The following is a 26,821-nucleotide window of genomic DNA, read 5'->3' as shown; positions in this document are numbered from 1 at the left end:
ATGAGCAGCACCAAGGTTCTCTACACCGCCACCGCCACTGTCGTCGGCGGCCGCGAAGGCCACGCCAAGAGCAGCGATGGCGTACTCGACCTGCAGTTGGTCGTACCCAAGGAGCTCGGTGGCCCGGGCGGCGCCGGCAGCAATCCGGAACAGCTGTTCGCCGCCGGTTATGCCGCGTGCTTTGAAGGCGCCATGCGCTTTGTCGCCCGCCAGAAGAACGTCACCATGAGCAAGGACTCCTCGGTCACCGCGCACGTCGGCATCGGCCCGCGTGAGCCGACCGGTTTCGGCATCGCGGTAAAGCTGGACGTGAACCTGCCGGGCCTGGATCGCGCCGTGGCGCAGGAGCTGATCGATACCGCCCATAGCGATATCTGCCCGTATTCGCATGCCACGCGTGGCAACGTCGATGTGCAGATCACGTTGGTCTGATTCGTAGTCGAAGCCAGAAACGACAACGGCGCCGTGAGGCGCCGTAGTCGCGTTGAGGGGACGTGGCCCCTCTCCCCAACCCTCTCTCCGGAAGGGAGAGGGAGCGACAAGCTTAGTGAGCCTCGGCGCCCGGCGGGTGCGCGTGGCCGTGCTGGATCTCTTCTTCGGTACCGTCGCGCACTTCGTTGATCGTCACGTCGAAATGCAGCGCCTTACCGGCCATCGGATGGTTGAGATCCACATCGACCGTGGTCATGCCGACCTTCTGCACCACCACCACGCGGTGACCGCCTTCCTTCAGCCCCAGCACCGTGGTCATGCCCGGCTTCAGCTTGGCCGATTGCTGGAAGTACTTTTTCGACACGCGCTGGACCATGCCTTCCTGACGCTCGCCGTAGCCGTCCGCCGCGGCGACGTCGACCTGCAGGTTTTCGCCGGCCTCGTGACCTTCCAGTGCCGATTCCAGCCCCGGGATCAGCTGGCCATGGCCCAGCAGCACCCACAGCGGCTCGTTGCGATCGAGGGAACTCTCAACCTTTTCCCCGTCCACCGTCAGCGCGTAGTGGAGCGAGATAACCTTGTCCTTGCCAGCCTTCATTGCATGTCTCGTGATTGGTGCAAAGCGAGGATTCTAGCAGCAACCCGCGCGTTCACTCGCCCACGGCCGCCTGCTTCTGGCCGAAGCGCACGCCGTGCGCCTCCGGCCCCAGCCAGGCCAGCAGGGCCAACAGCACGGCCACCGCGGCAATCCAGAACGACATCGCGAACGCCAGATCGCCCCCGCGCCAGTCGGCAATCCAGGTCTGGGCGGTGGCGGTGATCGCCGCTAGCAGGTTGCCCATCTGGTAGGCAAAGCCCGGCAAGGTACCGCGCACGGCATCCGGCGCCAGCTCGTTGAGGTGGGTGGGCACCACGCCCCAGGCGCCCTGCACCATCACCTGGATCAGGAACGCGCCCAGTCCGAGCAGCAGGATCGAGCCACCGTGCATCCATAGCGGAATGATCGGGATGGCCAGCAAGGCGGCCGCGATGATGGCGCGACGCCGGCCAATCCGCTCCGACAGCGAGCCAAAGAACAGACCGCCTACCAGGGCGCCGATGTTGAGCAAGGCCGTGAGCAGGAAGGCGGTGCCCGAGCCACCGGGGATATGCAGGTTGGTCTGCAGGAAGGTCGGGTACATGTCCTGCGAGCCGTGGCTGAACATGTTGAACGCCGCCATCAGCAGCATCAGATAGATGGCCAACTTCCAGTGGCCGCGCATGGACGCCATCAGGCCAAGCTTCTCGTGCTGTGCCTGCCCCTGCTTCCAAACCTCCGACTCCGGCACGCTGCGGCGGATATACAGCACCAGTAAGGCCGGCACCGCGCCCACCACGAACAAACCACGCCAGCCGATGTGATCGACCAGCAGCCAGTTCGCCAACGCGGCGAGGAAGAAGCCGCACGGATAGCCACTCTGCAACAGGCCGGACACCATGCCGCGCGACTTCGCCGGTATCGACTCCATCGCCAGCGAGGCACCGATACCCCATTCACCACCCATGGCCACGCCAAACAGGAAGCGCAGCACCAGCAGCATGGTGAGCGTGCTGGAAAACGCCGTGAACAGTTCGAACAGCGAAAACATGATCACGTTGAACATCAGGATAGGGCGACGCCCGAACCGGTCGGCCAGCCGGCCAAACAGCAACGCCCCGATCGGCCGCGCGGCCAAGGTGAGAAAGAGGCCGTAGGTGACGTGCTGCTTGTCAACGTTGAATTCCTTCGCCACCGCGACGATCACGAAGGTGAGCAGGAAATAGTCGAAGGCATCGAGCGTCCAGCCGAGAAAACTGGCCAATACGGTATGGCGCTGGGTGTGAGTCAGTTCCCGCAGGGGCGCAAACGGCGACATCAGTGGACTCCAAGGCAAAGCCGTCAGCGCGGCACACAGGGCGCCAAGCGAACCACCATGGCCGTCGCGGCGCAAGGGCGGGATCATGTCTGTCGCCCTGCTGCCTTCACGCGGCGCAGTCACCGAGTCGGCTGACATGATGAGCATGGATGCCGCCGCCCGCCATCGCATTGCCGACTACTACGAACACGGCCTACAGCGTGGCTATGTGCGGGGCAAGCTCGCTACCGATCCCGTGTACGCGGCCGCCGCCGCGTTGATTGCCGTTCACCCGCTGCCGTTGCTGGACATCGGTTGCGGCATCGGCCTGTTGGGTCAGTATCTGCACGCGCAAGGCTGCGTGCCGGAGTACATCGGGATCGATCACGACCCGCGCAAGATCGACGCCGGCCTGCGTGCGCTGCGCCGGGCCGGCATCGATCATTCGCTGCAATTGCGCTGCGGCGACGGCGCCACAGCGCAGACCCTGCGCGGACACGTCGCCTTGCTCGACGTGCTGCATTACCTGCCCGAAGAGCGCCAGCGCGCCGTGGTCGAGCATGCCGTGCGCCATCTCGCCCCTGACGGCATGCTGATCGTGCGCAACGTGCTGCGTGAATCCAATTGGCGTTATCAGGTCACACGGGTGGCGGAATTCTTCCTGCGCGTGAGCGGCTGGATGCGCGTAGGCGCACAGCACTACCCCAGCGCCGACGAATTGCGCGCGCTGCTGGAAGCCGCTGGTCTGGAGGTCACCATTCGCCCGCTACATGGCCATATGCCTTACAACAACTATTTGCTGGTCGCACAGAGAAAGCGGTGAGAGCCGCAAAGGCTGGCCTGGAAGGGTGCCTGACGTGCTCGCCGCATAGGGTCAGGGCGCCCTCAAAACGTTGCGTCAGCTCGCTTTCGGCCCCCGAGAAGCACCCCGCGTTGCTCACCGTTCATCCATACCAAGCGGCGTTCCTGACTTTCAGCTATACTTCGCAGCGCGGCGATCGCCGCCCATCCCTCACTGAATACTGCAACGCGGTTCGATAGAACGCTCCGGGTTGCTCTGGAGCTTCCATGTCTTTTGAATCGCTGGGCCTCGCGCCCGCGTTGTTGCGTGCGCTTGTTGAACAAGGCTACGCCCAACCCACCCCCATCCAGGCTGCGGCCATTCCGATCGTGCTCGAAGGCCGCGACCTGCTGGCCGCCGCTCAGACCGGTACCGGCAAGACGGCCGCTTTTGCGCTGCCGCTGCTGCAGCACATCGCCAATGGTGCGCCGGCCGGCACCCGCCGCCCGCGTGCCCTGGTGCTGACACCGACGCGCGAACTGGCTGCACAGGTCCATGACAACCTGCGTGAGTACGGCAAGCACCTGCGCATCACCAGCACGACCATCTTCGGTGGCGTCAGCATGGGTCCGCAGATGCAGGCCTTGCGTCGCGGCGTCGACGTGGTCATCGCCACGCCAGGTCGCCTGATCGACCATATGCAGCAGCGCTCGCTCGATCTGTCGGGCATCGAAGTGTTGGTGCTGGACGAAGCGGACCGCATGCTCGACATGGGCTTCCTGCCGGCGCTCAAGCGCATCCTGGCCGCCGTGCCGCGCCAGCGTCAGACGCTGCTGTTCTCGGCCACCTTCGCACCGCCGATCAAGGCACTGGCCATGCAGTTCATGCATGAGCCGCGTGAAGTGTCGGTGGCACCGGCCAATTCGGTTGCCACTACCGTGACGCATCACGTACACCCGGTGGATGCCGCCAAGAAGCGCGATCTGCTGCTGCACATGCTGTCGCAGGACAGCCGTCGCCAGACGCTGGTGTTCAGCCGCACCAAGCACGGCGCCGACAAGCTGGTGACGTACCTGGGCGTCGCCGGCCTGCGCGCCGCGGCCATTCATGGCAACAAGAGCCAGAATGCCCGTACGCGCGCACTCAGCGATTTCAAGACCGGCCGCGTCACCGTACTGGTTGCCACCGACATCGCCGCGCGCGGTATCGATATCGACCAGCTGCCGATCGTGATCAACTTCGACCTGCCGATGGTCGCCGAAGACTATGTGCACCGCATTGGCCGCACCGGCCGCGCCGGCGCCGATGGCATGGCCGTGTCGCTGGTGAGCCACGAGGAATCGGGCCTGCTGCGCGATATCCGCAAGCTGCTCAAGCAGGACATCGCGATCAGCGACGTTCCCGGCTTCGAGCCCTCGCATCCGTTGCGCACCGACGCCGGTGCGCCGCGCCCGGTGCAGGGTGGCGGTGGCCAGGGCCAGCGCCCGCAGCGCCAGGGTCGCCCGCAAGGCGGTCGTCCGCAGGGTAGTGGTGGCTATCGCCCGCACAACCCCGCGCACCCGCACGGCAGCAGCGAGCGGCCGGCCGAAGGCAACCGCAACCGTAACCGTAACCGTCGCCCGGCCGCCAAGGCCTGAATGACACGTGGCCCCTCTGCTCGGCAGGAGAGGGGCCGCGCGACGACGGGGCGGGTGTAGGAGCGCACCCTGTGCGCGACCATCCGGCAGGACTGCCGGATGGCACAGCGGAAGCTGCCCGCAGGGCGAGGGCAAAGGATGGCCCGAGTGAAAAGCCTACGGAGCGCTAAGCCCGTGATCGCGCACAGGGTGCGCTCCTACATCGTTGCGAATGCGCGACGTAAGCACGTGGTCTTCCCAGACCCCGGCTATCTGCAGGTAGCGCTTCGCATAGCCTTCCTCCTCGAAACCAAGACGCTGCAATAGCTGTGCGCTGCGCTCGTTGCGCGGCATGTAGTTGGCCATGATGCGATGCAGGTCGAGTTCGCTGAACGCCCAATCCAGGGCCACCGCCAGCGATTCCCGCATCACCCCCTGCCCTTGTCGATGCACCGCGATGCTGTAGCCAAGATGGCAGGCCTGGAACGCGCCTCGCACGACATTGGCAAAGGTGAAGCAGCCCATGATCTCGTTGCCCGCCAAATCGAGCACAAAAAACGGATACGCACGATCGAAGCGTACCGCTTCACGCGAATCGGCCAGCGTTTGCGTGCAGTGCGCCAGCGTGTAGTACGACGTATCGCGCAACGGCTCCCATGGCGCCAGGTGATCGCGGTTGTGCACCCGGTAACGTAGAAGGCGTGATGCATCCGCCGGCTCCACCATACGGATCAAGGTACGCTCGGTGGTGATCGGATGCAGCAGATTCACAGCCGACCCAAGGCCTCGGCATGATGCCGCAGATGATCCTCGATAAAACTGGTGATGAAGTAATAGCTGTGGTCGTAGCCCGCATGCCGGCGCAGCACCAGCGACTGTCCACCTTCGGCGCATGCCTGATCGAACAGTTCGGGCTTGAGCTGGGTGGTGAGGAAGCCGTCCGCCTCGCCCTGATCGATCAGGATGGTGCCGTCGAACGTCTGCCGTCGCACCAGCTCACAGGCGTCATAGTCGGCCCAGCGCGCGACATCCTCACCCAGATAACGGGGAAATGCCTTTTGTCCCCACGGGACCTGGGTCGGTGCAACGATGGGCGCAAAGGCAGACACCGAACGAAATCGCTGCGAATGGCGAAGGGCAATGGTCAATGCACCGTGCCCGCCCATCGAGTGACCCGTAATCCCCGCGCGCTCGCCATCCACCGGAAAGTGCTGTGCCATGAGTGCGGGCAATTCGCTGGCGACATAGCTGTGCATGCGAAATCGCGACGCCCATGGCGACTGCGTGGCGTCGACATAGAAGCCCGCACCTTCGCCGAATTCCCAATCACCGGTCGCACCGTCGATGTCCGTGCCGCGTGGGCTGGTATCGGGCATCACCAGGATCAGGCCCAGCTCAGCGGCGAGACGCTGTGCGCCAGCCTTGATGGTGGCGGTTTCCTCCGTGCAGGTGAGCCCCGCAAGAAAATACAGCACCGGGCACGCCTCGCGCGTCGCCCGCGGCGGCTGGTAGACGGCGAAGCGCATCGGCCCACGGCAGCTTTCCGAGTGATGCCGATAGAAACCCTGCACACCATCGTGGCAACGCTGTTCGGAAATCGTCTCGATTCCAGTCATGGTGGTTCTCCCTGTCGTCGCACGGATCGTGATAATAGACCCGCTCAGCGCTCCTGATCGGTGGGTCGCATCAACACTTCGTTGATGTTGACGTGTGCGGGACGCGAGACGCAAAACACGATGGCGTCCGCCACATCGCTGCCCTGGAGTTGACGCATGCCCTCGGCCCAGGCATTGGTGGCGGCCTGCACTTCGGCATGGCCGATATGTTCGCGCAGCTCGGTCGCCACCGCACCCGGCTCGATCACCGTGACGCGGATGTTGTGCTGGTAAACCTCACGCCGCAACGCTTCGGAGAAAGCCACCACGCCGAACTTGGTTGCCGCGTAGCCAGCCGCATTGGGGTTGGCGACACGACCTGCCGTCGACGAAATATTCACGATATGACCATCACGACGGCTGCGCATACCGGGCAGCGCGGCCTGGGTGGAGGCGATCAGGCTGAGCACGTTGAGTTCAAGCATGCGCCGCCAGCGGCCCAGATCGGCATCGACCACCGGTTCCAGATACATCACGCCCGCATTGTTCACGAGAATATCCAGCCGACCGTAGCGTGCTTCAGTTTCAGCGACGACGCGCTGCGCTTCGGCTTCCGAGCTCAGGTCCGCCACCAGCACGGTAGGCTCAGCGCCAAGCGCCTCGAGCGTCGCGGCCAGGGCTTCCAGTCGATCACGGCGCCTGGCCGCTATGGCTACGCGGGCGCCCGCCTCGGCCAAGGCCAACGCGGTGGCTTCGCCAATGCCGGAAGAAGCACCGGTGACCAGCGCAACGCGACCGTCAAGACGTCGAGACATGGGTTTTCCTCTGCAGATTGGGGGGCAAAAGCCAGAAAAACACCGGCTTGGGCGGGGTGGCCTGCTACAATACCGCCATTCTCCCGCATGCCCACGTGCATGCCATGTCGAGGTTCCCCATGTCCTCCCCGTCTTCCGATTCCCAGCCGGCAGCCGCCGGCTTCGCTGCGCTTGGCCTTCATCCAGATGTGCTGCGCGTACTGACCGACGTCGGTTATGAATCGCCATCGCCGATTCAGGCCGCCACCATTCCGCCGCTGATGGAAGGCCGCGATGTGCTCGGCCAGGCGCAGACCGGTACCGGCAAGACCGCCGCGTTCGCGCTGCCGTTGCTTTCGCGCATCAACCTCAAGCCCGGCAAGCCGCAGGCGCTGGTGCTGGCACCGACGCGCGAGCTGGCCATCCAGGTCGCCGAGGCGTTCCAGCGTTACGCCGCCCATTTGCCCGGCCTGCAGGTGCTGCCGATCTACGGCGGTCAGAGCTATGGCCCGCAGTTGCACTCGCTCAAGCGCGGCGTGCATATCGTGGTCGGCACGCCTGGCCGCGTCATCGACCATCTGGATCGTGGCACGCTGGATTTGTCCGAGCTGAAATTCCTGGTGCTGGACGAAGCCGATGAAATGCTCCGCATGGGCTTCATCGACGACGTCGAGAAGGTGCTGGAAAAGACGCCGCCCACCCGCCAGGTGGCATTGTTCTCGGCCACCATGCCGTCGCCGATCCGCAAGATCGCGCAGCGTCATCTGAAGGATCCGGTGGAAGTGACGATCAAGTCGTCCACCACCACCGCTGCCAATATCCGTCAGCGCTACTGGTTCGTCAGCGGCATGCACAAGCTCGATGCGATGACGCGCATTCTCGAAGCCGAGCCGTTCGACGCGATGATCATCTTCGCGCGCACCAAGACGGCGACCGAAGAGCTTGCCGAGAAGTTGCAGGCACGGGGCCTCGCCGCTGCCGCCATTAATGGCGACATCGCGCAGGCGCAGCGTGAGCGTGTGATCCAGCAGCTCAAGGAAGGCAAGCTGGACATCCTGGTGGCGACCGACGTGGCCGCACGCGGCCTCGACGTGGATCGCATCAGCCACGTGATGAACTACGACATTCCGTACGACACGGAAAGCTACGTGCACCGCATCGGCCGTACGGGTCGCGCAGGCCGCAGCGGTGACGCGATTCTGTTCGTCACGCCGCGCGAAAAGGGCATGTTGCGTTCGATTGAGCGCGCCACCCGTCAGCCCATCGAAGAAATGAAGCTGCCGACGGTGGAAGCGGTCAACGACCAGCGCATCGCCAAGTTCAAGCAGCGCATCAGCGACACGCTGGCGCTGGGTGAGCTGGAATTTTTCCAGCAGCTGATCGAACAGTACGAGCAGGAACACGACATCCCGGCGATGGAAATCGCCGCTGCACTTGCCCGCATCGCGCAGGGCAAGCAGCCGTTGCTGTTGACGCCGCCGCCCAAACGCGAGCACACCCCGCGCGAGCAGGGCAGCCGTGAATATCCCCGTGAGCACGCCAGCCATGATCGTGGCGAGCGCGAGCATCGCCCACGTGATCGTGACAGCGGTCCGCGTGAATTCGTGGCGCGTCCGGTACGTGCTCACCACACCGAGGAAGGCAAGCGCACTTATCGCGTGGAAGTCGGCCACGAGCACGGCGTGAAGCCGGGCAACATCATCGGCGCCATCGCCAATGAAGCCGGCCTGGAAAGTGGGTTCATCGGTCGCCTCAGCATCCGCGGCGAATACAGCCTGATCGACCTGCCCGATGGCATGCCCGCCGAGGTGTTCACGCACCTGCAGAAGGTGTGGGTTAGCCAGCAGCAACTGCGCATCAAGGAGTGGGACGGCAACGACACCGGTGCCGAGGAATCCGCTTCGCGCCGTCCTGGTGGTGGCTCTCGTCCGGGCGGCTTCAAGAAGCCGGGCGCTGGTGGTGGCAAGCCGCGTCCGCCTGGCCATGGTGGTGGCAAGCCGCCGCGTCGCGCGAAGTAAGCTTGCACGCTTGCCCGTCATGCCGGCTTAGGCCGGAATGACGGGCAAGCGGTGCGATCGTTCGATTGGCGTGACTCATCGTTCACCATAAGCGCGCAGCAAATTCGCGCGGCGCCCTTACCCTATGGTGGTCCCCCGAGGTAACCGCCATGACCGCCCTGCCCAGTCTGTACATCTCCCACGGCTCCCCGATGACCGCCATCCAGCCGCGGCAGGTGGGCGAGCGTCTGGCCGAACTGGCGCGCACCCTGCCCCGCCCCAAGGCTGTCGTTATCGCGACCGCACACTGGCTGGCCCGGCGACCGCAAGTCGGTGGCGCCAAGCGGCCGGAAACCATCCACGACTTCCACGGTTTTCCGCGCGAACTGTTCGAGATCCAGTACCCGGCGCCCGGCGCTCCGGAGCTCGCCGCGCGCGTCACCGAGTTGCTCGACAAGGCCGGCTTGCCGACCACGCTCGACCCCACGCAAGGGCTCGACCACGGCGCCTGGGTGCCTTTGCGCCTGCTTTACCCCGAAGCCGATATTCCGGTGGTGCCAATGTCGATCCAGCCCGCACTGGGGCCTGCGCATCAGTACGCCGTGGGTCGCGCGCTGGCACCGCTGCGTGACGAGGGCGTACTGGTGATCGGCTCAGGCAGCATCACGCACAACCTGCACGACTTTCGCGCCGGCTATAGCGAGGAGCGCGAGGCTCCCTACGTACGCCCGTTCATCGAGTGGATCGAACGCAAGCTGGCAGAAAACGACGTGGATGCCCTGCTCGACTATCGTCGCCAGGCGCCTTTTGCCGAACAGGCACACCCCACGGACGAACACCTCTTGCCGCTTTTCGTGGCGCTGGGCGCGACAGGCAACACTGCAAAAGCCGAGCGCATCGACGCCGGCATCGAGTACGGCCTGCTCGCGATGGATATCTACCGCTTCGACGGAGCGAACGCGCACCTCACTGCACGATGATGGTTCCCACCATCATCGGATGAATCGAACAGTAGTACGCGTACGTTCCCGGCTTGGCGAAGGTAATCGCGTAGCTGTCGCTGGTATCGAGCGCGTGCGACCCAGCGAAGGCGCCGCCCGCACTGGCAATCACGTGTGGCTCGTCGTCCCGGTTCGTCCACACGACCCGGGTACCAGCGGGCACCGTCAACGTGCGCGGCGCAAAGGCGAAGTTGCGTATCTCGACCTGGTACGTCGTCGCCTTCGCCGGGCTCGACGCGTCTGCCGCTGCAGCAAGCAAGACAGGGCTAAGGCTGCAACACAGCACACCAAGCAGAAGTGCCGCGGCTCTCTCTCGCTTCGCGTTCATGACATGGCCTCGTCGGTGATCGCGAGCGCGTGCCCACCCTTCACGTGGCGTACCTCGCGGATGCCGAGGTAGCGATGCAGCGCATCCGGCGCGACATCCTTCAGCGGTCCGGGGGCCGGCCCGACGCCGGGCGCCGGCTGCGGATAAGCTGTGGAGCGCGCGGTATAGAAGGTGATGTTGCCCTCCACCTTTTGCTGGATCTGATGGATGTGGCCATTGAGCACGCTGACCGAGCCGAAGCGGCGCAGATAGCTCATGGCTTCGGCGCTGTCGTCCGTGCCCCAGCCCCAGGGCGGGTACAGCGGCCACAGCGGCATATGGGCAAACACCACCAGCGGTGTCTCGGCGGAACGACCTGCCAGATCCTTTTTCAGCCATGCCAGTTGCTCCGGACCCAGCGAGCCTAGCCCGCCTGCCTTGAGATTGAGCACATTGATCAGGCCGACAAAATGCACGCCGCGGTGATCGAAGCTGTACCAACCGCCGGACTGCTGCCGCTCGCCAAAGCGGCGGAAGAACTCGGCACCGTTATCGCCAATGACATCGTGTTCGCCCGGCACGTAGAACACCTTGTCGGTGCGCGCCTCGCGCATGAGTTCGGCCAGCGTGTCGAACTCCTCGGGTTTCGACAGATGGGTAAGGTCGCCCGTGTGCAGCATGAAATCCGGTCGCGAGGGCTGGGCATTGACCATCGCCAGCGACGCGCGAAGCGTGGATGCCACGTCCATGTTGGGCGCCTTGTGAAAGCCGATATGCGAGTCGCTGATCTGCACGAAGCTGAAACTGGCATCCGTGGCAGCCATGGCGCCGCCCTCGCCCAGCGGCTGTGCCTGCAGCACGCCCCCTTTCATCAACCATAGCGTGCCCGCGCCCGCCCAGGCCATGCACTTGAGGAATTGGCGACGGCCGCCCACTTCGTTGTCTTCGCTGTCTTGCATGATCGGAATCTCCAGGCTAGGTGGCCGTGCAGCCATTCGGAATGCGGGCGTCTACTCAACGCGCCCTTCACCCTGCATTACCGACGGAGCCGGGGGTCTATTCCCACGAAAAGTCCACCTGCACGCTCGCCACCCGGACTTGGAATAAAGTGGCGCCAGCCGAGGTATTCCTCTTATGCCCATCGACGCGCCCGCCGGATCACCGAGCCACGACCCAGCGAGAAGCACTCGCTTCGAGTCGCTCGTGCTTCCGTACCTCGATGCCGCTTACAACCTTGCGCGTTGGCTCGCCCACGACGATGCGGATGCACAGGATGTCGTGCAGGAAGCGATGCTGCGCGCGCTGCGCTATTTCGACAGCTTCCACGGCGGCGATGCGCGCGTATGGCTGCTCGCAATCGTACGCAATACGTTCTATACGCTGCGCGCGAAGATGCCCCAGGATGCGTTTCACGCCACGCTTGACGACGAGGCTCATCCACTGATCGACGAAGGCCCTTCGCCCGAAACGCTGACCTTGCTAGCGGTGGACGTGGGTGCGTTGCAGGCCGCCTTGGAGCACCTGCCGCCACCGCTGCGCGAAGTCATCGTGCTGCGCGAACTGGAAGAGTGCTCGTACAAGGAAATTGCCGCGATCACCGAACAGAAAATCGGCACGGTCATGTCCCGACTGGCACGCGCCCGCGAGCGCTTGAAAGCCGAGCTGACTTGCCGACCCAAGGAGGTACGTCGCCATGATGTGCGATGACACCAGGCTGCTCCTGCACGCCTATCTCGACGACGAACTCGATGCGGCAAACAGTGCAGCCGTCGCCCAGCATATGCAGGACTGCGCCGCCTGCACGGCCCGCTACGGCACCTATGCCACCTTGCACAAGGCGCTCGCGCAGCCATCGCTGTACCGGCGCGCGCCGGATGCACTGCGCCAGCGTTGGAGTCAGGCCAGGCCCGTAGTCGCGGTTCCCCAGTCGCTACCCCGTCGCCGTGCACCGCTCGCCTTCGCCATGGCGGCCGGCTTCGCGGGCGCGCTGCTTATCACCAGTCCGGCCTGGTTCCACGCGTGGCGGCAGCCTGCCCTGGGCGACGATCAGCTTGTGGCCGAGGTGATCTCGGGCCATGTCCGTTCGCTGCAGGAGCAGCATTTGATGGATGTGGTGTCGACCGATCAACATACGGTCAAGCCGTGGTTCGAGGGCAAGCTCGATTTCTCACCGCGTGTTAAGGATCTTGCCAGCGAAGGCTTCCCGCTGATCGGCGGGCGGCTCGATGCCGTCGAAGGCCACGGTGTCGCCGCACTGATCTACAAGCGGCGCCTGCATGTCATCAACTTGTACCAGTGGCCTGCGGATGTTGCTGCAGCCGCACAGGTGCAGACGCAGCGACATGGCTATACGGTGATTCGCTGGCGCGCCGACGGCATGCAGTTCGTGGCTATCTCGGACGTCAATGAGAACGACTTGAAGCAGTTCGTACTCGCTTTCCAGAATGAGGCGGGGGCGCCTCCCGCGCGCTAGCTCGTAGGTGGATCAATCGCCCTGAGCTAGGGGCCAGTCTGCCGGGGTCAGCACGGGCAATCCGTGCGCGATGCGTGCCTTGTCGCATTGAGGACTGATCGCAGCAAACTCCCACGACGGCTGCACCTCCCGACAAACCGAGGGCCGTACCTCGTAAATGCCGCAATGCGCAGCCTCTCCCACCGTGCCCTGCAAGGCCACGCATCGCGGCTTCGACGCCTGGGTGCCGCGCATTACCAGGCGATGAGGATCGAGCGTTTCGGTCAGCGCCGGCGGAACCACGCCGCCCAGGGACGCTTCCGCCTCTGACCAGTGGAAGGCCACGCGGAAATAGGCGCAGCAGGCGCCGCAACGAAGGCAGGGATGCAGCATCAGTCTTTACAAAGGCACACCCCAAGGCGTGCAGCGTCGCCATTTTAGAACGGTGAAGGCCCGCTCGTGGCGGGCCTTTACACGTTCGGTGCAAGACAGGCGTTCAGAGCGGGCCGGCAAACGTATTGCAGCTGGCCATATCCCCGCTTTCGAAACCGGCGCGGAACCACTGCACACGCTGCGCCGAAGTGCCGTGGGTGAAGGAGTCGGGCACCACCCGGCCTTGCGCCTGCTGCTGCAACGCGTCGTCGCCGATCTTGCTGGCGGCATTGAGGGCCGACTCGATATCGCCGGGCTGCAGCCACTGCAGCCGTTGCTGGCTGTGATTGGCCCAGACGCCGGCAAAGCAGTCGGCCTGCAATTCCTGCCGTACCGACAAGCCGTCCGCGCCTTCCATGCGCGCACCCCGACGGCGTGCCTGCTCCACCTGATCGAACACGCCGATCAGATTCTGCACGTGGTGGCCGACTTCATGTGCGATGACATAAGCCCGCGCGAAATCGCCCGATGCATGGAAGCGGTTCTCCAGCTCCTGGAAGAACGCGACGTCCAGGTAGACCTTTTGGTCGCCAGGACAGTAGAACGGGCCGACCGCGGTCGACGCCGAGCCGCAGGCGGTATTCACGCCACCACTGAACAGATCGAGCTTGGGATCGACATATTGCTGGCCATGCGCCGCAAAGATGTCGCCCCAGGTCTTTTCCGTGGAACCGAGGATCGCGCTGACGAAATCCTTGGTCTGCGGATCGACCTGGGCCGGCTCGCCGGTAGGCGCCACGACCTGGCTGCCGTCGTTCGCCTGATTGAGCAGGGCCGTGGGATCCTTGAAGAACACCAGGCCGAGAATCGCCAGGATGATGATCCCGCCGATGCCCAAGCCGCGGCCGCCACCGAAGCGCGGACCGCCGCCGCCACTATCGACCTCGACGTTCTCACTGCGCTCGCCCTTTTGCCAATCCATAGGATGGCCCTCGATCGCGCACCACTTCGGTGTCCGGGTGACGATAGCGCCTTGCGCCCCCTCCCGCTACGTGCGCGTGCTGGCTACAGTGGGCCTCCTTACACGAGAGTCCGTCATGGCCCTGCACCTGCCCGCCGTCGTAGTTTTGCTCACCATCCTGCTGCAGATCGGCACCATGTGGGCCACCGGCAAAGCGCGCGAGAAGTACGATATCAAGGCACCCGCGATCAGCGGCCATCCGGGCTTCGAGCGGGCCTGGCGCGTGCAGATGAATACGCTCGAATCCACCGTGATCTTCCTGCCCACGCTGTGGCTGGCCGTGCAGTACGGCTTCGCCCTGTGGGGCAGCCTCGCCGGACTGGTCTGGGTATTTGGCCGCGTGTGGTATGCCGTGGCCTACCTGAAGGACCCGTCCAAGCGCGGCCCCGGCTTCATGGTGTCCTCGGCCGGCTGGGCGGTGATGCTGCTACTGGGCGTCATCGGACTGGTCCGGGCCATGCTCGCGGGCTGAGCGCCAGCCCTTGCTTCGACCGCCGAGCGGCGACTGTGAACACCTTCTCCCCTCGGGGGAGAAGGTGCCGAGCGACACGGACTGCTCCGTGTGGCGGTGTGGCACACCTACCCGTTGACTGGCATTACCTTGAGGCGTTCGATGCGCGCCCCGTCCATGGCCACCACTTCGAAGCGCAAGCCTTCACTGGTAAAGCTGTCACCGGCGCTGGGCAAGCGCCCCAGCTGTTGCAGCACATAGCCGGCCAGCGTGGAGAAACTGTCGTCGCCGCTTAGCTTGAAGCCGAGCAGGTGTTCGACACGCCGCAGGTCCAGGCTCGCATCCAGCATCCAGCTGCCGTCGCTTTCCTGCACGAAGGATGGGTCGCCGCTTTCGTCATCGGGAAATTCACCGGCAATCACTTCAAGCACATCGGTGGGCGTCACCAGCCCAAGCACGCTGCCGTACTCATCCACCACCAGGGCCACCTGCAGCGGCGAGCGGCGGAACTCTTCGATCAGGCGCAATACGCTGAGCGACTCCAGCACCGTGAGCGGTTTGCGCACGACGTTGTCGACGTCGATCTGCCCGTGTTCGAGCAGGCTCGCCAGCAGATCGCGCGAGGAGGCCACGCCGACCAACTGGTCGAGATCGTCACCCGCCACCGGCAGCCAGGCATGATTGGAAGACGTGACTTCGGCGCGCAATTGCTCGGCGCTTTCGCGCGGATCGATCCAGTTGATCTCGGGGCGCGGCGTCATGATGGAACGCACCGGTCGGTGCGCCAGGTCCAGCACGCCCTGCACCATCGCCAGCTCGTCCTTGCCGAACATGGCCGCGCTGCCGTCCGTGGCTACGGCAGCGGTCTTCGAGGTGTCCTTTTCATCGTCGCCGCCCAGCAGGTTCAACACCGCCATCGCGGTGCGGTCACGCAAGGTACGCGCGCTGCTGAACAGACTGCGCCGGCGATTGCGACGCATGGTCTGGTTGAACACCTCGATCAAGATCGAGAAACCGATGGCCGCGTACAAATAGCCCTTCGGAATATGGAAGCCAAAGGCCTCGGCGACCAGGCTGAAACCGATCATCAGCAGGAACGACAGGCACAGGATCACCACCGTCGGCCGCGCGTTGACGAAGTTGGTCAGCGGCTTGCTCGCGCTGATCATCAGGATCATCGCAATCACCACCGCGACCATCATCACCGACAGGTGATCGACCATACCGACGGCGGTAATCACTGAGTCGAGCGAGAACACCGCATCGAGCGCCACGATTTGCGCGACCACCAGCCAGAATCGGGCCGGCACACGCTTGGCGGCATCGTGGTCGTCATCCGCCTCCAGCCGCTCGTGCAGCTCCACGGTGGCTTTGAACAGCAGGAAGGCGCCACCTAGCAAGAGGATGATGTCGCGCCACGAAAACGAGATGCCTTGCCAGGCAATGATGGGCGCGGTGAGTTTCACCAGCCACGACATCGCACCCAGCAGCGCCAGGCGCATGACCAGGGCCAGCGAGAGGCCGAGCACGCGGGCCTTGTCGCGCTCCCGTGCCGGCAGCTTGTCGGCGAGGATCGCAATGAAAACGAGATTGTCGATACCGAGCACGATCTCCAGCACCACCAGGGTGAGGAGACCGGCCCAGGCAGTAGGGTCGGCCAGCCAGTCGAAAGCGAACATGGGTCGGCACCGAAGCGCCAGTTTCCTCCTTGGAACGTGTTGCAACTATACAGGGCGACTTCGTGAACGCTGCGCAAGCCCCCGTGCCAAAGGGCAGGATTGCGCCCGTCCGGCGGCAGGGGCTAGCGTGGGGACGCCAGATGACGAGCGCGTTGCGTCCTGGCGAAAGCCATCTGGACGCTCGCCTGCAGGACCCACCATCGATGGATGCGAACCATCCGAATTACGCTCCTCCCCTTTCGCCACCTGCTCCCGCTCCTACCGCCTTGGCGCCCGGCGTCTGGTATGCCCTTGGCCTGATCGCACTGTATTTTGCGCTGCAGCTCACCGTTGCCGCCGTCATCGGACTCGCTGCGGGCCTGGTAGGTCTCGCGCAACACGGTGGCGATATCACCTCGATCATCACCGGTGGACGCGCGTGGCTGGCCCATTCGGATGCGAGCGCCATCGCCGTCATCGCCACCCTACTGGTAGCGGCCGCCGTGATCCTGCATCTGGCGCGCCGCTGGTGGCCAGAGCTTTGGTCCAAGGCCGAACCACCCGGTTTCGGCTTTGCCATGTCCAAACAGCCGGCCATGTACCTGCTTGCCCTGATACTTGGCCTGGCCACGCCTTTTGTCGGCGGCATGTTGACGCAGTGGTTGGCGCAGGGCCACGAGGTCAGCCAAGACATCAAACAGCTCGGGGCGCATATCTCCCTGCCCTTGCGCATCCCTCTCGCCCTGCTGGTGGTGAGCATCGGCCCGCTGGTGGAAGAACTGTTGTTTCGCGGCGTGCTGCTGTCGTCGATCGCTCGCTACGTGGGACGTGGCTGGGCGATCGTGCTCACCGCCGTCTTCTTCGCCTGCGTTCACCTGCCCGACCTGTCTTTTCTCTGGTATGCGCTGCCCAACCTGGCCTTGCTGGGACTGTTGCTCGGCTGGCTAAGAGTGCAGTCGGGCTCGATCTGGCCGGCCGTGCTGGCGCACAGCATGAATAACCTGCTCGCCGTGGTGTCGTGGTTTGTGATGACGTCGAGCAGTTAGGTCGTCATCAACGAATGCGCACGCAGCAGGCGCGCGGTTTCGAAAATCGGCAGCCCCATGACGCCGGAGTGGCTGCCGTCGAGGTGTTCGATCAACTTCGCGCCGTGGCCCTGGATCGCGTACGCACCCGCCTTGCCGAACGCCTCGCCAGTAGCGATGTAGGCCTTGATGGTCGCGGCATCCAGCTCGGGCATGCGCACACGTGACACGCTGGTATCACTCCATTCCCCGGCGTGGCTGATCAGCCATACGATGGAAATCACCTCATGCACGCGCCCCGACAGTCGACGCAGCATGGCGGTGGCGTCGGCCGCGTCCACCGGTTTGCCGAAGACTTCATTATCGAGCACCACTTCCGTATCGGCTCCAAGCACGACCGCGCTGGCGTCGCTCAAGGCGGCGAGCCCGGCCAGCGCCTTCTCGCGAGCCACGCGGCTTACGTACTCGCGTGGCGATTCGGCGATGGCGCGCTGCTCGGGCACGTCGACGTCGACGGTGCGGAAGTCCACGCCAATCTGTTCGAGCAACTGGCGACGGCGCGGTGATTGGGAAGCGAGGTAGAGCATGGGGTGCCTAGGTCCGTGGAGAGTGACGCGGCCTATGTTGGCCGCATGTCGCCGGTTTCGAGAAATCGCTCGTGCCAGGCCAGCGCCTCGGCGAGCAGATGCGGCGTGTGCTTGCCGCGGCTGTCGCGCAAGGCCCGCTCGAAGTAATCCTGCAAGAGCGGACGATAAGTCGGATGCGCACAGTGTTCAACAATGACCCGGGCGCGCTGCCGCGGCGACAGCCCGCGCAAGTCGGCCAGGCCCTGCTCCGTCACCAGCACCGACACATCGTGCTCGGTATGGTCTACGTGGCTGACCATCGGCACCAAGCAGGATATCGCGCCGTTCTTCGCGGTGCTGGGCGTGAGGAAGCAGGACAGGAAACCGTTGCGCGCGAAGTCGCCGGAACCACCGATGCCGTTGATGATGCTGGTGCCCGCCACGTGGGTCGAATTGACGTTGCCGTAGAGGTCGGCCTCGACCATGCCATTCATGGCAATGCAGCCCAGTCGTCGCACCAGCTCCGGATGATTGGAGATCTCCTGCGTGCGCAGAATGATGCGCTTGCGGAAGAACTCGATGTCCGCAAGGAAGCGCTCGATACCCACCGGACTGAGCGAGAACGAGTTCGCCGATACGCTGCTCACAACACCATGGGCGAGCAGCTCGAGCATGCCGTCCTGGATCACCTCGGTATACGCGGTCAAGCCGCTGAAACCGCCCTCCTGCAAACCGGCGAGCACGGCATTGGCGATATTGCCGACACCCGATTGCAAGGGCAGCAGCTGCGGGCTGAGACGGCCCTTCGCAATCTCATGACGGAAGAACTCGATCAGATGGCCGGCGATGCGCCTGGAAGTTTCATCGATGGGTGCAAACGCGCTGTTGCGATCCGGCGCATGGGTTTCCACCACGGCGATGACCTTGGCCGGATCGCAGCGCAGATAAGGCTCGCCGATGCGGTCGTCCGGCTTGATCAACGGAATCGGCCTGCGGTGCGGCGGCAACGCGGTGCCGTAGTAGATATCGTGCATGCCGTCCATTTCGAGCGGCTGCCAGTGATTGACCTCGATGATGACCTTGTCGGCGAGGTCCAGCCAGGTCTTGTTGTTACCCACCGAAGAGGACGGCAACAGACTTCCATCCGGCAGGATGGCCGTGGCCTCGATCACCGCCAGGTCGAGCTTGCCGAAGAAACCGAACCACGCGTACTGCGCCACATGGCTCAGGTGGATATCGAGATAGTCCATTTCGCCGCGATTGATGCGCGCACGCAACTCGGGATCGGACTGATACGGCAAACGCATGTCGATACCATCGGCGCGAGCGAGCGCACCGTCGAGCTCGGGTGCGGTTGAAGCACCGGTCAACACCCGAACGCGGAACGGATCGCCGTGTCCCTGCGTCGCCATCATCCGATCGGCCAGCGCCTTCGGCACTGCCTTGGGGTAACCGGCACCGGTAAAACCGCTCATACCTATCGTCATGCCGGGGTCGATCAGTTCGGCGGCCTGGGCTGCCGTCATGACCTTACTGGCCAAACCCGCGTGACGAATACGCTTGTCCATGGTGGTTACTCCTGCGCACATGGCACGGATGGTAACCCGGCGTGCGCCAGGCGATTGGCCTGCTTAGACAAACGTCTGAGCTAGGAAATCACTCACAATACAAGGTTGTATTCGCGAAACTGTTCGTCGCGTTTCCAGCCCAGCGATTCATACAGTCGTTGTGCCGACGTGTTGGTATGCGCCGTGGATAGCGACATGCCTACCGCGCCCATGGCGCGCGCAAAATCGGCAGCTTCGCGCATGAGAGCAACGGCGACGCCAGCGCGGCGTGCCTCAGGCACCACGAAAAGATCATTGAGAAGATAAGTGCGCGCGGCTCGCACCGATGAAAACAGGGCATACAGCTGAGTGAAGCCGATGCCCACACCTTGCTCGTTCACCGCCAGCAGCAGCACCGACTCGTGATGCTGGAACCGTTCGCGCAAAAAACGTTGCGCCAGCCCCAGGTCAGCGGGCCTGTCGTAGAACTGCCGATAGCTGTCGAACAGCGGTGCGACGAGATCAAGATCATGGATGGTGGCCTGACGCACCGTGATGGACATGCGTTGTTTCCCGTGGCTGATAAAGGTGGATCGAGTATGCGACAGCATGCCGCCCCTTGTAGGAGCCCACCCTGTGCGCGATCACGACGTTACGGCTCCGTAGGCTTTTCACTCGGGCCATCCTTGGCCCTCGCCCTACGGGCAGCTAGCGCTGTGCAAACCGGCAGTCCTGCCGGTTTGTCGCGCACAGGGCGCGCTCCTGCACAGCCGGTTTATCACGCGCGGTGGTAGGGGTGACCTGAAAGCAGGGTGGTGGCGCGATACAACTGCTCGGCCAGGACCAGCCGCACCAGCATGTGCGGCAGGGTAAGCGGGCCGAGTGACCACTGTTGGTCCGCGCGCGCCAATACCTCTGGCGCGTGACCGTCGGGGCCGCCAATCAGAAAGGCGAGGTCGCGGCCGGACATGCGCCACTTTTCCAATTGCGCGGCGAGTTCTTCGCTGGACCAGGTTTTGCCTCGCCCATCCAGCGCGACCACGTGGATGTCGCGTGGGAGTGCCGCCAGGATCGCCGTGCCTTCGTCCTGAATCGCGCGCGCGTCGTCGCGCCCCTTGCCGCGCGTGCCGGGCTTCAGTTCGATCAACTCCAGCGGCAAGTCATGCGACAACCGCTTGCGGTACTCGGCAAAGCCCTCGGCTACCCAGGCGGGCATGCGTTCACCGACGGCAATCAGGCGCGCGCGCATTCTTAGATGCCAAAAAAGGAGAAAGCGACAGAGCACGCGCACGCTTCAAGAGCGGCGCGGCGCAAGTACCGCCATCACGCGGGCCCTTTAGCCCGCGCTGACGGCTTCCATATGGGTGTCGCGATCACCCACGGTCCACAGCCTTTCCAGGCCATAGAACTCGCGAATACGCGGCAGCATGACATGGACGATCACATCGCCCAGGTCGACCAGCACCCACTCGGCTTCTTGCTCGCCTTCCACACCAAGCGGCATCACGCCCGCCTTCTTGGCGAACTTGACGACTTCGTCGGCAATGGATTTGACATGGCGTGCCGAGGTGCCGGAGGCGATAACCAGCAAATCAGCGATGGAGGTTTTGCCGCGGACGTCGATTTCGCGAATGTCCTTGGCTTTCAGTTCGTCGAGGGCGTCGATAACGTGCTGACGAACGACCGCCGTGGTGGCGGATTTGGTGCTGCGCTGGGAAGTCGGACTCAAGTGCGGTTGCCTCGATGCGGGATCGATGCGCGGGATGGCGCGGCGCCAGTATAACGCCCTCGCCTGAAGGCCACGTCAAGCCAGGCTGCGTATGGCTTCGGCCATAGCTCCCATGGTGGCCCTCCGCTGGCCGGCTTTCGTCAGACATAAAGAGGGCATGGCGCCGAGCCCGCGGTGTTTCGCGGCCTCGGACACCATGCCCTCGACAGCGCTCCCCTTGGGACAGGGGGGCCGAATCAGTCACTCACGCCATCAGCCGCCGTTTGCCGGTGGCGTGGCGGGCTCCGCGGTCTTCTTCGGGTGCTGTTTCTTGTGATGCGTAGCGCTCTTGGTGGCATCGCTGGATGCGTCCTTGGTTTCGCTCTTCATCGCATCGCTGGAAGACTTCATGGCATCCGAGTTGGACTTCATGGCGTCCGAACTGGACTTCATCGCGTCCTTGCTGGTGTCAGTAGCGGACTGCGGGGGGGGCGTGCTCTGCGCCATGACCGGCGACATGGCCACGCCGAAGGCGACGGCGGTCGCGAGGGCGAGTACGGTGTAACGGGAAACTTTCATGGGTACATATCTCCTGAGTCGGTGGGGTAACCGTGCGACATCGCCGCACTTCCATGGAGCTACCGTTGCCGCCCGTCCCGAGCGGCATCGGTGATCCGGTACCGAGTTCGTCGGTTCCGGCCACGCCACATCAGCGGTCCTGCCCGATGCGAACGGTTCGTCCCTGATCCGTGATGGCACTTTCGACGAGCGCGCTCCGCCTGCCTCTGCGCCCGCCAACGGGACAAGGTTATACCTGTGCGTGGCATAGGGATGTGCTCCGGCAAGACGCCCGTTCAGCATCAATATCATCAGGCGCGAGGCTCTTCCGGCGGATTGCTGCGCTGCCCACTGGCATCGCTGGCGTCACCCGTGTCGCGCGCCATCGGCTCCCGTCTCATGGCCCGTCAGACTTCATGCTGGCGCCGCCGCTTGGCGATCGCGACGCCTCATGCGGCGCGCATGTCGCATTGCACCACCCTGCTTGAGATGCAATCGCATCTACTTCCGGTCGCCCTTCACGCCGTGGCGCGGTGCTTACTTCAGCGCGGGCTGCAGCAGACGACCACCCATGGCGGCATTGACGGCGACCACCACGGCCACCGCCAGGGCATGCATCATCAGGTCGGTGGCGGCGGCATCGAAAGCGTGACAGATCTCCAGCAAGCTCGCCGAAGCCGCTGCACTGGCCAGGCCGATCATCACCGCCGTCAGCACGGGCCTTAGCGGACAGGCTCGCCGCAGCAACCAGATCAGCAAGGCCGAAAGCGGTATCGAGAAACTGATGATGAAGATCAGGCAGTCATTCGCTTCGTGCAGGCTGGCGATGTGGGTGGCCGGGGCTACCCATACGCGCAGGCAACCCACGCCGCTCGCCCCGATCCACAGCAACAGCCCGGGCAGCGGCAGCCAGGCCCAGCGCGCAGGACGCCCGGGCACACCGAGCGAAAACGCCGCCCACGCCGCACACACGGCCGTCACCACCGCGCCGATGCCGGCCAGTGCGATGTCAGGCTGGCCGCTCCAGCGTTGCAGCATGTGGGTAATCCCGTAGTGCGCCAGCAGCCACGCCGCGATCGCCGCCACCGCCAGCAACCAGCCGACCGTGCGCAGCCAGGGCGACGGCAGGCGTCGCACTGGCGTGAGCTGTTCGCCCAGTGACTGGATCAGTGACTCCGTGAGTCGCGGCTCGGACATGATGCTCAGGGGTCTCCATGGAAACGGGTGCGTAGCGCCTTCAAGGCGCGGTGCAGATTCACTTTAAGCGCACCGGGCTGGCGACCGGTGTGCGCCGCGGCTTCGGCCAGGCTGTGCTCCTTAAGACCGAGCTGCTCGATGGCCTCGCGTTGCCCCGGCGGCAGCGTCGCGATGGCTGCGCGCAGGCGGCGCGCCTCCTGCTCGCGCTCGGCCGCAGCCGTGGCATCGTCCACGTCGGGATGCAGATCGAGCGCGCGTTCGTCATGCAGCTCGCGACGGCCACGACGGCCATGGCTTCGCAACGCGTCCACCGCTCGACGACTGGCAATGGCGCTCAGCCAGGCATCGTAGGAGCGACTGGGATCATAGGTTTGACGGACGCGATGCACGGTCAGCAAGGTTTCCTGCACCACGTCATCGAGCTGGTCCACCCCCAAGCCCTGGCGCCGTGCCGCGGCGCGGATCAAGGGTACCGAACTCGCCAGCACCCGTTCGTAGGCGTTTTTATTGCCATCCTGGGCCGCCGCCATCCACGCCGCGCGCTGCCGTTCCGGCGATTCGCTGGTAGTGGGGGTGGCATCAGACACGGCGGGATCGATCCTTACCCAGGCGGGAAGGACGCTATCTAGACCTAAGGTACCGGTGGCGGTCAAGCAGAGGGACATGGATGTGTCGTCGACGAAGGTCTCTAGCCCTATTTCGATGCATTCGCTGCAGACGTTACCTCCAGCCCCACGCAACAACCCCGCCAATGAATCCCCGCAGCGCAGCGTGGCTGCCGTGCTGCTGAGGCACACCTTGATTTTCAGACGTTTCTCATGGGAGCAGCTTCTTGCGAATGGCCTAATACGCCGCCCGCGATCCCGCGGACGTATGGTTTCTATTGCAAGGAACGCTTTATGAAGAAGACTTTGCTGGATGAAGAAGACTTTGCTGGGCCTGGCCCTCGTGGCCCTGACCGCCCCGCTCGCCGCCCAGGCAACCTACAGCAACGGCGGCAAGTACATGACCGGCAACGTCTTCGGCGACTTCGGCTTGGTGTACGCCTTCAACAAGACTTGGGCTGCGCACGGCGGCGTTCATTTGAACAACGACAGCACCCAGACCTACGGCCTGGGCGTGCGCGCCAGCTTCTGATCCTGCACCACCCGTCGTCAAAAGCCCGGCTTAGGCCGGGCTTTTTTTTGCCTCCAGTGCCGCAGTACCAGGTCGCGCAAGGAGGCCAGACGAGAGGGCATCCCGGCGCGGACGATGCTCGGACTGTATTCGATGCGTAAGCGCACGACGTTGTTTCGTAGTAAGAGAGGAGCTTGCATCCCGACGTGGCCAGCACAGGTAACCGTGCCCCTCGCTGCGACGAATAACCCCACGAACCTCAAACGGAACTTGCTCGCATGCTCGTGCTGATCCTTGCCTATCTTGGCGGTGTGCTGACCCTTCTCAGCCCCTGCATCCTGCCGGTGCTGCCCTTCGTGTTCGCGCGGGCTGACCGCCCGTTCGTGCGCAATGGCCTGCCGATGCTGCTGGGCATGGCACTCACCTTCGCCCTGGTCGCCACGTTGGCGGCGGTGGGTGGCGGCTGGGCGGTTCGGGCGAACCAGTACGGCCGCATTATCGCCATGGCCGTGCTTGCCGTACTCGGCCTGACCCTGCTTTCGAGCCACCTGGCCGAGTGGATCAGCCGGCCGTTCGTGGCGCTGGGCAACAAGCTCACGCAACGCTCAGACGCCGAGGGTGATTCGGCATGGTCGGCTGCTGGCCTTGGCGTCGCCACAGGCCTGCTGTGGGCGCCTTGCGCGGGACCCATCCTTGGCCTGCTGTTGACCGGCGCGGCGCTCAACGGCGCCAGCGTCCAGACCACCTTGCTGCTGCTCACCTATGCCGCCGGCGCGGCGACGTCGCTGGCCCTGGCACTGGTGATCGGCGGTCGTGTATTCGGCTTGATGAAGCGATCGCTCAGTGCGGGCGAATGGGTACGACGCGCCCTCGGCGCCCTGGTGCTGATCGGCGTGGCGGTGATTGCCTTGGGCATGGACACCGGCTTGCTGACGCGCGTGTCGCTGGCCAGCACAGGCAGCATCGAGCAGCGGCTGATCGATGCGGTGCGACCCGCGCCGGCGCCTCAGCCGACGGTCAAGGCGGGCGAGCCGCTGCCCGTGGAGGGCCAGATTCCTTCACTCGCCGGTGCCACGCAATGGCTCAACAGCCCGCCACTGACTGCGCCGTCGCTGCGCGGCAAGGTGGTGCTGGTCGATTTCTGGACCTATTCCTGCATCAACTGCATCCGCTCGCTGCCTTACGTGCGCGCCTGGGCCGACAAGTACAAAGACCATGGCCTGGTGGTAATCGGCGTGCACGCGCCTGAATTCGCGTTTGAGAAGGAACCGCAAAACGTCATCAATGCGGTCAAGGATCTCGGTGTCGATTACCCGGTCGCACTCGACAACGACTACGCGATCTGGAAGGGCTTCAGCAACGAGTACTGGCCTGCGCACTACTTCATCGACACGCAGGGCCAGATTCGCCATCACCACTTCGGCGAAGGCGAATACGAGCAAAGCGAAGACGTGATTCGCCAGCTGCTCACCGAGGCCGGCCAGAAGAACCTGCCAGGCGGGTATGTGCAGCCGGGCGCACAGGGCGCCGAAGCCGCGGGTTCCGGCGATGCGCAGCGCTCGCCGGAAACTTATGTCGGTTACGCCCGCGCTGCGAATTTCGCGGGCGGCCAGGTGGCGCATGACGAGGCGTGGAACTACCACGCGCCGACCACCCTGATGGCCAACCAGTGGGCCTTCGATGGACGCTGGACCGTACGCGACGAAAACGCGCAGCTCGATAAAACGAACGGTCGCATCGTCTATCGCTTCCGCGGCCGCGACCTGCATCTCGTGCTCGGCCCCGCCAGCGATGGCAAACCGGTGCGCTTCCGCGTGCTGATCGACGGCAAGGCACCGGGCAGCGATCACGGCATGGATACCGACGCCGACGGCATCGGCACCATCACCGCGCAGCGTCTGTACCAACTCGTACGCCAGGCCAATGGCAGTGGCGAGCGCACGTTTGAAATCACCTTCCTCGACCCAGGCGTACAGGCCTATGCCTTTACCTTCGGTTGATTCTTTCTGTTGACGTATTGGAGGCAGTCATGTCCCGCATTCGGGATAGTGTGAAGCTGGAGCGTCGGCGCTTTCTGCGTACAGCGCTCACGGGAGGCGCCATCCTGGCGATCGGCGGTCCACTGCTGCCGCGCCTGCTCGGAAGCGGCGCGGCCACGGGTACCGCCATGGCGTCAACGCCGGCAGCGCAGGGCAAGGACATGCTGCTCGAATGTTTCGCCGATGACGGGCACCATCTCGGGCCCTGCCATGTGCGCAAGCTGGTACTTACCGATGCGCAATGGCACGAGCGGCTATCGGACGATGCGTACTATGTGATGCGCCGCGAAGGTACGGAGCGCGCTTTCAGTGGCGCGCACGAAAAACCACGGGCGCCTGGCCTTTACCGCTGTCCGGCATGCGATACGGCACTGTTCGATGCGGCCACGCAGTTCGACTCGGGCACCGGCTGGCCCAGCTTCTGGCAGCCGATCGCCAAAGCCAATGTCATCGAAATACACGACAACAGCTTCGGTTGGGAACGCACCGCCGTCACCTGCGCCGGCTGCGACAGTCATCTGGGTCATGTGTTCGATGATGGCCCGCGGCCGACCGGCTTGCGCTATTGCATGAATTCGGTGGCACTGCGATTCATCCCACGCGGCAGCGCCTGACGCCTCTCGCCTTCGCCATGTAGGAGCGCACCCTGTGCGCGACAAACCGACAGGACTGTCGGTTTGCACAGCGCCAGCTGCTCGCAGGGCGAGGGCCAAG

30 protein-coding genes are annotated in these 26,821 nt (G+C 64.3%); 12 read left to right on the top strand and 18 right to left on the bottom strand.

The window, feature by feature from the left end; translation table 11 throughout:
- The gene (locus tag ACT01B_RS05635) at window positions 1-432 is read left to right on the top strand and encodes an organic hydroperoxide resistance protein (RefSeq protein ID WP_445146395.1); all 432 of its coding nucleotides are present in this window, start codon (window positions 1-3) and stop codon (window positions 430-432) included.
- 112 nt (window positions 433-544) lie between these two features.
- Here ACT01B_RS05635 and ACT01B_RS05630 read toward each other — a convergent pair whose 3' ends face one another.
- Both ACT01B_RS05630 and ACT01B_RS05625 read right to left on the bottom strand, forming a co-directional pair.
- The gene (locus ACT01B_RS05630) at window positions 545-1,030 is read right to left on the bottom strand and encodes an FKBP-type peptidyl-prolyl cis-trans isomerase (protein WP_445146394.1); all 486 of its coding nucleotides are present in this window, start codon (window positions 1,028-1,030) and stop codon (window positions 545-547) included.
- A gap of 52 nt (window positions 1,031-1,082) precedes the next feature.
- Window positions 1,083-2,327, bottom strand: a complete 1,245-nt coding sequence (locus ACT01B_RS05625; RefSeq protein WP_445147432.1) for an MFS transporter — start codon at window positions 2,325-2,327, stop codon at window positions 1,083-1,085.
- 85 nt (window positions 2,328-2,412) lie between these two features.
- On the opposite strand from ACT01B_RS05625, the gene ACT01B_RS05620 reads away from it, so the two are divergent.
- Together ACT01B_RS05620 and ACT01B_RS05615 are read left to right on the top strand one after the other, a co-directional pair.
- On the top strand, window positions 2,413-3,129 hold the full coding sequence (locus tag ACT01B_RS05620) for a class I SAM-dependent methyltransferase (RefSeq protein WP_445146393.1): 717 nt from the start codon (window positions 2,413-2,415) through the stop codon (window positions 3,127-3,129).
- A gap of 245 nt (window positions 3,130-3,374) precedes the next feature.
- On the top strand, window positions 3,375-4,724 hold the full coding sequence (locus ACT01B_RS05615; protein ID WP_445146392.1) for a DEAD/DEAH box helicase: 1,350 nt from the start codon (window positions 3,375-3,377) through the stop codon (window positions 4,722-4,724).
- 156 nt (window positions 4,725-4,880) lie between these two features.
- Here ACT01B_RS05615 and rimJ read toward each other — a convergent pair whose 3' ends face one another.
- The 3 genes from rimJ to ACT01B_RS05600 are packed head-to-tail and all read right to left on the bottom strand — an operon-like array spanning window position 4,881 to window position 7,113.
- Window positions 4,881-5,474 carry a ribosomal protein S5-alanine N-acetyltransferase gene (gene rimJ, locus ACT01B_RS05610; RefSeq protein WP_445146391.1) on the bottom strand — a complete coding sequence of 198 codons (594 nt, stop codon included), beginning with the start codon at window positions 5,472-5,474 and terminating at the stop codon, window positions 4,881-4,883.
- Window positions 5,471-6,319 (bottom strand): S-formylglutathione hydrolase, encoded by an 849-nt coding sequence (gene fghA, locus ACT01B_RS05605; RefSeq protein ID WP_445146390.1) that lies wholly within the window; start codon window positions 6,317-6,319, stop codon window positions 5,471-5,473. Before fghA ends, rimJ begins: the two co-directional genes overlap by 4 nt.
- 44 nt (window positions 6,320-6,363) lie before the next feature.
- The gene (locus ACT01B_RS05600; protein ID WP_445146389.1) at window positions 6,364-7,113 is read right to left on the bottom strand and encodes an SDR family NAD(P)-dependent oxidoreductase; all 750 of its coding nucleotides are present in this window, start codon (window positions 7,111-7,113) and stop codon (window positions 6,364-6,366) included.
- Between the two features lie 119 nt (window positions 7,114-7,232).
- On the opposite strand from ACT01B_RS05600, the gene ACT01B_RS05595 reads away from it, so the two are divergent.
- Window positions 7,233-9,110 (top strand): DEAD/DEAH box helicase, encoded by a 1,878-nt coding sequence (locus tag ACT01B_RS05595; protein ID WP_445146388.1) that lies wholly within the window; start codon window positions 7,233-7,235, stop codon window positions 9,108-9,110.
- A gap of 149 nt (window positions 9,111-9,259) precedes the next feature.
- Window positions 9,260-10,069, top strand: coding sequence for a dioxygenase family protein (locus tag ACT01B_RS05590; RefSeq protein WP_445146387.1), 810 nt, complete (start codon window positions 9,260-9,262; stop codon window positions 10,067-10,069).
- Here ACT01B_RS05590 and ACT01B_RS05585 read toward each other — a convergent pair.
- Together ACT01B_RS05585 and ACT01B_RS05580 are read right to left on the bottom strand one after the other, a co-directional pair.
- Window positions 10,056-10,418: a cupredoxin domain-containing protein gene (locus ACT01B_RS05585; protein WP_445146386.1), complete on the bottom strand. Its 363-nt coding sequence runs from the start codon at window positions 10,416-10,418 to the stop codon at window positions 10,056-10,058. The two genes, ACT01B_RS05590 and ACT01B_RS05585, sit on opposite strands and share 14 nt — an antisense overlap.
- Window positions 10,415-11,356, bottom strand: a complete 942-nt coding sequence (locus tag ACT01B_RS05580) for a metallophosphoesterase family protein (protein ID WP_445146385.1) — start codon at window positions 11,354-11,356, stop codon at window positions 10,415-10,417. The genes ACT01B_RS05585 and ACT01B_RS05580 overlap by 4 nt, the downstream gene beginning before the upstream one ends.
- A 244-nt stretch (window positions 11,357-11,600) precedes the next feature.
- Here ACT01B_RS05580 and ACT01B_RS05575 point away from each other — a divergent pair, with 244 nt between their 5' ends.
- Together ACT01B_RS05575 and ACT01B_RS05570 are read left to right on the top strand one after the other, a co-directional pair.
- Entirely contained in the window at window positions 11,601-12,104 is a 504-nt protein-coding gene (locus ACT01B_RS05575) for a sigma-70 family RNA polymerase sigma factor (RefSeq protein WP_445146384.1), read from the top strand.
- A complete protein-coding gene (locus ACT01B_RS05570; protein WP_445146383.1) occupies window positions 12,091-12,870 on the top strand; it encodes an anti-sigma factor family protein in 780 nt (259 codons plus the stop codon). Before ACT01B_RS05575 ends, ACT01B_RS05570 begins: the two co-directional genes overlap by 14 nt.
- Window positions 12,871-12,882: 12 nt before the next feature.
- Here ACT01B_RS05570 and ACT01B_RS05565 read toward each other — a convergent pair whose 3' ends face one another.
- Together ACT01B_RS05565 and ypfJ are read right to left on the bottom strand one after the other, a co-directional pair.
- Window positions 12,883-13,242, bottom strand: a complete 360-nt coding sequence (locus tag ACT01B_RS05565) for a YkgJ family cysteine cluster protein (protein ID WP_445146382.1) — start codon at window positions 13,240-13,242, stop codon at window positions 12,883-12,885.
- A gap of 103 nt (window positions 13,243-13,345) precedes the next feature.
- A complete protein-coding gene (ypfJ, locus tag ACT01B_RS05560) occupies window positions 13,346-14,203 on the bottom strand; it encodes a KPN_02809 family neutral zinc metallopeptidase (RefSeq protein WP_445146381.1) in 858 nt (285 codons plus the stop codon).
- A gap of 115 nt (window positions 14,204-14,318) precedes the next feature.
- Here ypfJ and ACT01B_RS05555 point away from each other — a divergent pair, with 115 nt between their 5' ends.
- The gene (locus tag ACT01B_RS05555) at window positions 14,319-14,714 is read left to right on the top strand and encodes an MAPEG family protein (protein WP_445146380.1); all 396 of its coding nucleotides are present in this window, start codon (window positions 14,319-14,321) and stop codon (window positions 14,712-14,714) included.
- A 107-nt stretch (window positions 14,715-14,821) separates the two neighbouring features.
- Here the strand turns inward: ACT01B_RS05555 and ACT01B_RS05550 are convergent, their stop codons facing one another.
- Window positions 14,822-16,372 carry a hemolysin family protein gene (locus ACT01B_RS05550; RefSeq protein ID WP_445146379.1) on the bottom strand — a complete coding sequence of 517 codons (1,551 nt, stop codon included), beginning with the start codon at window positions 16,370-16,372 and terminating at the stop codon, window positions 14,822-14,824.
- A 140-nt stretch (window positions 16,373-16,512) separates the two neighbouring features.
- On the opposite strand from ACT01B_RS05550, the gene ACT01B_RS05545 reads away from it, so the two are divergent.
- The gene (locus tag ACT01B_RS05545) at window positions 16,513-17,397 is read left to right on the top strand and encodes a lysostaphin resistance A-like protein (protein ID WP_445146378.1); all 885 of its coding nucleotides are present in this window, start codon (window positions 16,513-16,515) and stop codon (window positions 17,395-17,397) included.
- Here ACT01B_RS05545 and ACT01B_RS05540 read toward each other — a convergent pair.
- The 8 genes from ACT01B_RS05540 to ACT01B_RS05505 form a co-directional block, all read right to left on the bottom strand.
- The gene (locus tag ACT01B_RS05540; protein ID WP_445146377.1) at window positions 17,394-17,963 is read right to left on the bottom strand and encodes a Maf family protein; all 570 of its coding nucleotides are present in this window, start codon (window positions 17,961-17,963) and stop codon (window positions 17,394-17,396) included. The two genes, ACT01B_RS05545 and ACT01B_RS05540, sit on opposite strands and share 4 nt — an antisense overlap.
- Window positions 17,964-17,995: 32 nt before the next feature.
- A complete protein-coding gene (locus ACT01B_RS05535) occupies window positions 17,996-19,510 on the bottom strand; it encodes an acetyl-CoA hydrolase/transferase family protein (RefSeq protein WP_445146376.1) in 1,515 nt (504 codons plus the stop codon).
- A 92-nt stretch (window positions 19,511-19,602) separates the two neighbouring features.
- A complete protein-coding gene (locus tag ACT01B_RS05530) occupies window positions 19,603-20,052 on the bottom strand; it encodes a GNAT family N-acetyltransferase (protein ID WP_445146375.1) in 450 nt (149 codons plus the stop codon).
- 215 nt (window positions 20,053-20,267) lie between these two features.
- Window positions 20,268-20,738, bottom strand: coding sequence for a 23S rRNA (pseudouridine(1915)-N(3))-methyltransferase RlmH (rlmH, locus tag ACT01B_RS05525; RefSeq protein ID WP_445146374.1), 471 nt, complete (start codon window positions 20,736-20,738; stop codon window positions 20,268-20,270).
- A gap of 87 nt (window positions 20,739-20,825) precedes the next feature.
- Window positions 20,826-21,218 carry a ribosome silencing factor gene (rsfS, locus tag ACT01B_RS05520; protein ID WP_445146373.1) on the bottom strand — a complete coding sequence of 131 codons (393 nt, stop codon included), beginning with the start codon at window positions 21,216-21,218 and terminating at the stop codon, window positions 20,826-20,828.
- Between the two features lie 252 nt (window positions 21,219-21,470).
- Window positions 21,471-21,776: a hypothetical protein gene (locus ACT01B_RS05515; protein WP_445146372.1), complete on the bottom strand. Its 306-nt coding sequence runs from the start codon at window positions 21,774-21,776 to the stop codon at window positions 21,471-21,473.
- Window positions 21,777-22,292: 516 nt separating this feature from the next.
- Window positions 22,293-22,952, bottom strand: a complete 660-nt coding sequence (locus tag ACT01B_RS05510; RefSeq protein ID WP_445146371.1) for an NrsF family protein — start codon at window positions 22,950-22,952, stop codon at window positions 22,293-22,295.
- Window positions 22,953-22,957: 5 nt separating this feature from the next.
- The gene (locus ACT01B_RS05505) at window positions 22,958-23,482 is read right to left on the bottom strand and encodes an RNA polymerase sigma factor (RefSeq protein ID WP_445147431.1); all 525 of its coding nucleotides are present in this window, start codon (window positions 23,480-23,482) and stop codon (window positions 22,958-22,960) included.
- Between the two features lie 388 nt (window positions 23,483-23,870).
- Between ACT01B_RS05505 and ACT01B_RS05500 the strand changes: the two genes are divergently transcribed.
- The 3 genes from ACT01B_RS05500 to msrB all read left to right on the top strand — a co-directional run bounded on the left by ACT01B_RS05500 (window position 23,871) and on the right by msrB (window position 26,721).
- A complete protein-coding gene (locus tag ACT01B_RS05500) occupies window positions 23,871-24,089 on the top strand; it encodes a hypothetical protein (protein ID WP_445146370.1) in 219 nt (72 codons plus the stop codon).
- Between the two features lie 257 nt (window positions 24,090-24,346).
- Window positions 24,347-26,068, top strand: a complete 1,722-nt coding sequence (locus ACT01B_RS05495; RefSeq protein ID WP_445146369.1) for a cytochrome c biogenesis protein DipZ — start codon at window positions 24,347-24,349, stop codon at window positions 26,066-26,068.
- Between the two features lie 29 nt (window positions 26,069-26,097).
- Window positions 26,098-26,721 carry a peptide-methionine (R)-S-oxide reductase MsrB gene (gene msrB / locus ACT01B_RS05490; RefSeq protein ID WP_445146368.1) on the top strand — a complete coding sequence of 208 codons (624 nt, stop codon included), beginning with the start codon at window positions 26,098-26,100 and terminating at the stop codon, window positions 26,719-26,721.
- The last annotated feature ends 100 nt before the right edge of the window (window positions 26,722-26,821 follow it).

This window comes from Dyella sp. Tek66A03 (genome assembly GCF_052567735.1).
Note: the sequence above shows the minus strand (reverse complement) of the source record. Positions and strands in the feature narration are given on the sequence as shown.